The sequence below is a fragment of the Actinomadura verrucosospora genome (assembly GCF_039540335.1).
Classification (GTDB): Bacteria; Actinomycetota; Actinomycetes; order Streptosporangiales; family Streptosporangiaceae; genus Spirillospora; species Spirillospora verrucosospora.
In genome coordinates, this window is record NZ_BAABEV010000091.1 from 1 (window position 1) to 5335 (window position 5335).

The 5335-nt window shown below is 74.4% G+C and carries 7 protein-coding genes and 4 tRNA genes; 3 read left to right on the forward strand and 8 right to left on the reverse strand.

What is annotated here, in order from left to right:
* The 7 genes from ABD944_RS41865 to ABD944_RS41895 all read right to left on the reverse strand — a co-directional run.
* On the reverse strand, positions 1–137 hold a 137-nt coding region (locus ABD944_RS41865), incomplete at its 3' end, for an acyl-CoA dehydrogenase family protein (RefSeq protein WP_345187782.1).
* A gap of 226 nt (positions 138–363) precedes the next feature.
* A tRNA-Gln gene (locus ABD944_RS41870) sits at positions 364–434 on the reverse strand.
* Positions 435–524: 90 nt separating this feature from the next.
* Positions 525–596 (reverse strand) — tRNA-Gly (locus ABD944_RS41875).
* 27 nt (positions 597–623) lie between these two features.
* Positions 624–695, reverse strand: a tRNA-Phe gene (locus tag ABD944_RS41880).
* Position 696: 1 nt separating this feature from the next.
* Positions 697–769 (reverse strand) — tRNA-Ala (locus ABD944_RS41885).
* A gap of 292 nt (positions 770–1061) precedes the next feature.
* Positions 1062–1190 (reverse strand): LPFR motif small protein, encoded by a 129-nt coding sequence (locus ABD944_RS41890; RefSeq protein WP_268248260.1) that lies wholly within the window; start codon positions 1188–1190, stop codon positions 1062–1064.
* A 54-nt stretch (positions 1191–1244) separates the two neighbouring features.
* Positions 1245–2027, reverse strand: a complete 783-nt coding sequence (locus tag ABD944_RS41895; protein WP_345187767.1) for a putative protein N(5)-glutamine methyltransferase — start codon at positions 2025–2027, stop codon at positions 1245–1247.
* 69 nt (positions 2028–2096) lie between these two features.
* On the opposite strand from ABD944_RS41895, the gene ABD944_RS41900 reads away from it, so the two are divergent.
* From ABD944_RS41900 to ABD944_RS41910, 3 genes are all read left to right on the forward strand, one after another.
* Entirely contained in the window at positions 2097–2933 is an 837-nt protein-coding gene (locus ABD944_RS41900) for a pentapeptide repeat-containing protein (protein WP_345187771.1), read from the forward strand.
* 92 nt (positions 2934–3025) lie between these two features.
* A complete protein-coding gene (locus tag ABD944_RS41905) occupies positions 3026–3595 on the forward strand; it encodes a hypothetical protein (RefSeq protein ID WP_345187773.1) in 570 nt (189 codons plus the stop codon).
* The gene (locus tag ABD944_RS41910; protein WP_345187777.1) at positions 3586–4695 is read left to right on the forward strand and encodes a PrsW family intramembrane metalloprotease; all 1110 of its coding nucleotides are present in this window, start codon (positions 3586–3588) and stop codon (positions 4693–4695) included. The genes ABD944_RS41905 and ABD944_RS41910 overlap by 10 nt, the downstream gene beginning before the upstream one ends.
* Here the strand turns inward: ABD944_RS41910 and ABD944_RS41915 are convergent.
* Positions 4661–5335: MFS transporter (locus ABD944_RS41915; protein ID WP_345187779.1), on the reverse strand; the 675-nt coding region annotated here is incomplete at its 5' end. The genes ABD944_RS41910 and ABD944_RS41915 overlap by 35 nt on opposite strands.

The window sequence follows — 5335 nt, forward strand, 5'->3', positions numbered from 1 at the left end:
AACGCCTCCTGCGGGAACCGCGACTCCTCATCCACCTCCGCCGCGAAAGGAGCGATCTTGGCCTCGGCCAGCTCACGCACCGAACTCCGCAGCAGCTCATGCTCCTCGGACGGCGCGTACGAGGGAATGTCGCTCATCGTTCCTCCAGGTTGCCGGGGATGCGGGCCGATACTTTGACGGCCAATATTTGGACGCCAAATTAAGCGAGCGGGCTGGCGCCGTCAAGGCGGTCTCCGGCGGTCACAGGTGCCGCAGCAGCAGGGCGAGCGCCGGGTCGTCGTTTCGTGGAAGTAGCGGGCCTCGACGGGCGAGTACTGACGCTGCGGGGCTCCGCCGGTGAGGCGGCGGCCCGCGGCCGTCGGGCTGCTGGAGCAGGGGTCGAACCTGCATGACGTGATCCAGAGTCACGCATCCTGCCCTTGGATGATCCAGCACGGGTGCCCGCCGGCGGGCGGTGGCGTCCGCCCGCCCGTGGGCACGGGGAGGACCGGCCGGGGGTCGTTACTCCCGCCGGTCCAGTCCAGAGCCGCACCCGGGAATCGAACCCGGTTCTGCTGGGTGGAAGCCAGCCGCCTCACCATTCAGGCCTGTGCGACGCGCGGAGCCGGGAAAGCTCCGCTCGGTGGCCGTCCGAGGAGTCGAACCTCGTCCTCCCGGGTTTCGACCGGGCGCTCGTCCACATGAGCTCGAAGGCCGTGGATCGGGCCGGATTCGAACCGGCATCCTCCCGCTTGCAAGGCGGGCGCTCTCCCCATTGAGCTACTGACCCTTGAGGGAAACGAAAGGCCGCCGGGATCTCTCCCTGGCGGCCTCCGGCGGAGCCTGGCGGCCCTATCCAGAGGCGTTTCCGATAAAGGCGGGACCCTGACCCGCGCCGAATCCGGAAAGCCGCGGGGCCTGCTGGGTGATGGTCGTGACCATGGCCGCCGCTCCTTCCCGTCCGTTTCCGATCAGTGGCTTGCTCCTATGGTGCGGGACGCCGGCCGGGCGCGCAACGCCTTTTCCATGCGATCGCCCCGGGCCGTTCGGGGAGAACCGGCCCGGGGCGATCCGGATATGCGTCACGCCGCCCCGCGGCGGCTGCGGCCGCGACCGGGGGTCAGCAACCGCCCCAGAACGCGGAACGGCAGGGTCACGACGCTGACGATCGTCCCGACAATGGCGCTGATCGCTGCGCTGATGCGGCGCATCTGGCTTCACTCCTTCGGTTCGGTCCTGACCGACCGATACCCGCCTGTGGAGTTTTACACCGGCTTTGCGCCGACAATGACCGTGGCGGAGAATTCCTCGGACGCCGCGACGGCGGCCGCGAGGCCGCCGGCCTCCACGGCGGCGACGGCCGCGGCGGCCTGCCGCTCGCTCGTCTCGAACAGCAGGCGGCCGCCCGGGGCGAGCCAGCGCGACGCCTCGGCGGTGACGCGGCGCAGCAGGTCGAGGCCGTCCGGGCCGCCGTCGAGCGCCGAGCGCGGTTCGTGGTCGCGCGCCTCCGCCGGCATCAGCGGGACGTCCCCGGTCGGGACGTAGGGGACGTTCGCCAGAAGCACGTCGACCCGCCCGCGCAGCTCACCCGGGACGGGGTCGAAGAGGTCTCCCTCGTGGGCCGTGCCGCCGTACGGCGCGATGTTGCCGCGGGCGCAGCGCACCGCCGCGGGTTCGATGTCGGCGGCGTGCAGGACGCACTCCCCCACGCCGGAGGCGAGCGCGGCCCCGAGCGCGCCCGATCCGCAGCACAGGTCGAGGATCACCGGCCGGGGAGGCGCGAGGGCGTGGGCCCGCCGGACGAGGAACTGGGTGCGGTGCCGCGGCACGAAGACCCCGGGTCCGACGGCGATCCGCAGCCCGCAGAACATCGCCCAGCCGAGGACGTGTTCGAGCGGCTCGCCGTTCGCGCGCCGCTCGACCATGGCGGCGGCGTCGTCCGGGGTGCGGACCGTGGAGAGGATGAGCCGCGCCTCGTCCTCCGCGAACACGCAGCCGGCGGCGCGGAGTCTGGAGACGATGGCGGGTTCGGTGAGGGGTGGTGTCATAGGAGTCCGCAACTGTATCCGGGACCGCGGCGGTCCGCGCGTCCCGGGCACGGCCGGCCCGGCGCGACAATGGAGCGTCGTCCACGAGCCGGGGGTCGGGAAGTGCCGGAGAGATCGGATCTGAAGGCCGACTGCGCCAGTTGCTTCGGGCTGTGCTGCGTCGCGCTGCCGTTCTCGCGGTCCGCCGACTTCGCCGTGGACAAGGACGCGGGCGAGCCCTGCCGCAACCTCCTGGCCGACTTCCGCTGCGGCGTCCACGCCGACCTCCGGGAGCGCGGTTTTCCGGGCTGCACGGTCTTCGACTGCTTCGGCGCCGGGCAGAAGGTGTCGCGCGAGACCTTCTCCGGCACGGACTGGCGCGGGGATCCGGACGTCGCGCGACGCATGTTCACCGTGTTCCCCGTGATGCGCCAGCTCCACGAGCTGCTCTGGTACCTGGACCAGGCCGCGGCGATGCCGTCCTCCGGCCCGATCCGCGACGAGTTGCGGCGGGCGTCCGACGAGGTCGACCGCCTCACCGAGGGCGGCCCCGCCGAGGTCGCCGAGGTGGACGTCCGGGCCGTCCGGGAGAGGGTGAACGGCCTGCTGTCGCGGGCGGGAGAGCTCGCCAGGGCGGGTGTCCCCGGACGGAGGAAGAATCGGCGGGGGGCGGATCTGGTGGGGGCGAGGCTCAAGGGGGCCGACCTGCGGGGCGCCGACCTTCGCGGCGCGTATCTGATCGCCGCCGACCTCCGAGGGGCGGACCTGCGGGTCGCCGACCTGACCGGCGCGGACCTGCGGGACGCCGATCTGCGGGGCGCCGACCTCACCGGATGCCTCTTCCTGACCCAGGCGCAGCTCGACTCGGCGCGCGGCGACGCGGCGACGCGGCTTCCCGCCGCGCTGGCGCGGCCCGCGCACTGGTGACCCCTGCGGCCTGATCTTGTTTAGCCGCCCTGTCAAGGGGCATTTCCGCCTGTCAAAGGGCATTTCCGCAGCGCACGTCGTCGGGGGGTCGCGTGGTGCGGGTCAGATGGTGGGGGACGGGCGTGGTGGCGCTCGTGCTGCTGGTCTTCGGCGCCGGGCTTCCCTTGCTCGACCGGGCCCTCGGGACCCGCGGGCAGCCGCTGGCGCCGGGCACGGTGGTGTCGGTCGGGACGGAGCGCGGCGGCATCCGCCCGGTGACGTTCTCGGTCACCTCCCCCGGCTGGGTCCTGAACCGGGGCACCACCTCCCTCGCCAGCAGCGCCGAGCTGCTCAGCGGCGACGTGGTCTTCGACCTCAGCGTGGTGGTCCCGCTGGGATCGGCGGACACCCGGGCGCTGTGGGGCGGCCTCGGGCGGATCGTCGCCGCGGGCGGGCGCACGCGCCTCGGGACGGGCCCCGTTCCGTTCACGACCGCGCAGGGCCTGACCGGGCTGACCGGACGGCTCGCGGGACGCGAGCGCGTCGGCACGGCGACCGTGTTCGCCAAGGGGACGCTCGGCGCGGCGGTCACGGCGACGGGCCCGCCGCGCGCCTTCGGGGACGCGGCCCCGCAGGTCGAGGCGATGGTGCGGACGATCAGGATCGCGGCGCCATGGGGATGACCCGCGGCGGGCCGGTGCGCCGTCCCGCGTTCTGGCTGTGGGCGGCGGCGTGCCTGCTCGGCGCCTGGATCGCGCTGCGCGGGATCGGCGCGCACGTCGCGGCTTTCCCCTCCGGCGCGATCGCCGGGGCCGTGCTGCTCGCGCCGGCGCTGGCCGGCGGAGTGTGGCTGCTGCGGCGGCTGCACCCCGTCCGCTCGCCGCCGCTCGGCTACGCGCTGATCGCGGTGGCGTGGGGCGGGCTGGCCGCGTTCGGGACCGCGCTGCCCGCCAACGCGGCGTTCCAGGCGATCGTCGGGAAGACCGCCGGGCCGGGGTTCAACGCCGCCTGGGGCGCGTCGATCGCCGCGCCGGTGGACGAGGAGATCCTGAAGCTGCTCGGCGTCGCGACGCTGGCGCTGATGGCGCCGGCCGCGGTCCGCGGGCCGCTCGACGGGTGGGGCTACGGCGCGCTGTCGGGGCTGGGTTTCCAGTTCGCGGAGAACTTCCTGTACGTACTGAACACGATCGTCCTCACGGGCGCCACGCACGACGCGAACGCGGCGTTCTTCTCGTTCGGCACCCGGGTGGTCTGCGGGGCGTGGTGGAGCCACTGGGCGATGACGGCGGTCGGCGGCGCGGGCCTGGGCTGCCTGATCGGACGCGCCTCCAAGGCGCACCTCACCGCCGCGGTGGGCGCGTTCGTCCTGGCGATGGCGCTGCACTCCTGGTGGGACGCCCCCGTCCTGACCGGGCTGGTGCTGATGCCGGTGAAGGGCGCGCCGATCCTGCTGGCGGCGGTCGTCTCCTACCGCCTGGCCAGGCGCCGCTACCTCTCGCACTTCCGGCGCACGGTGCACGCCGAGACGCGGGGCGGCGTCCTGATACCGGGCGAGGGCCACGTGCTCGCGTTCCGCAAGTGGCGCCGGAAGGAGCAGTGGGGCGTGCCGGCCGGGGAGACGCGCCGGCTGCTCGAACGGCTCCGGACCGCCGAACTCGCCCTCATCGAGGACGGCCTCGGCGGCCTGGAACCGGACCCGCGGGCCGCCGAGCGGCTGCGCACCGACATCCGCGCCCTGCGGGACGACCTCAAGGCGTCCGGCGCGAACGTGCGCGTGGCGTAGCGGCGAGGACGTAGGCGCAGGCGACCGCGCAGACGGCGGCGGCGACGAGCAGGGCGTCGGCCGGATCGCGGGAGCCGTCCCCCGCTCCGACCGGCGCGAACGCCCCCATGATCGCGACGCCGAGGGTGGCGCCGAGCTGCCGGACGGCGTTCAGCAGGCCGCCCGCCGCGCCGGCCGCGCCCTCGGGGGCGGCGGCGACGACCATCGTCGCGAGGGCGGGCAGCGCGAACGACACGCCGAACCCGGTGCACAGAAGGCCCGCGACGAGCGGCGGGTAGGACGCGCCGTCCGGCAGCACGGCGCCGAACAGCACTCCCCCGGCGGTCAGCAGGCCCAGGCCCGCCAGGACGGGGCGGCGCGGCCCCGTCCGCGCGACGATGCGCCCGGTGAGCAGCGGGTTGAAAGCGAACGGCAGGGTCATCGGCAGGAACGCCAGGCCGGTCTGGAACGGCGTCAGCCCGAGGCTCTGCCGGAACACCAGCGGCAGCACGAACAGCACTCCGGTCATGACGAAGTTGACCGCGGCGCCGGCGGCCAGCGCGGCTCGCATTCCCGGCGCCCGGAGCACCGCCGGGACCAGGACCGGCGCCCGGCTCCCGCGCTCGCGGACCGCGAACGCCGCGCCGGCCGCGACCGCCCC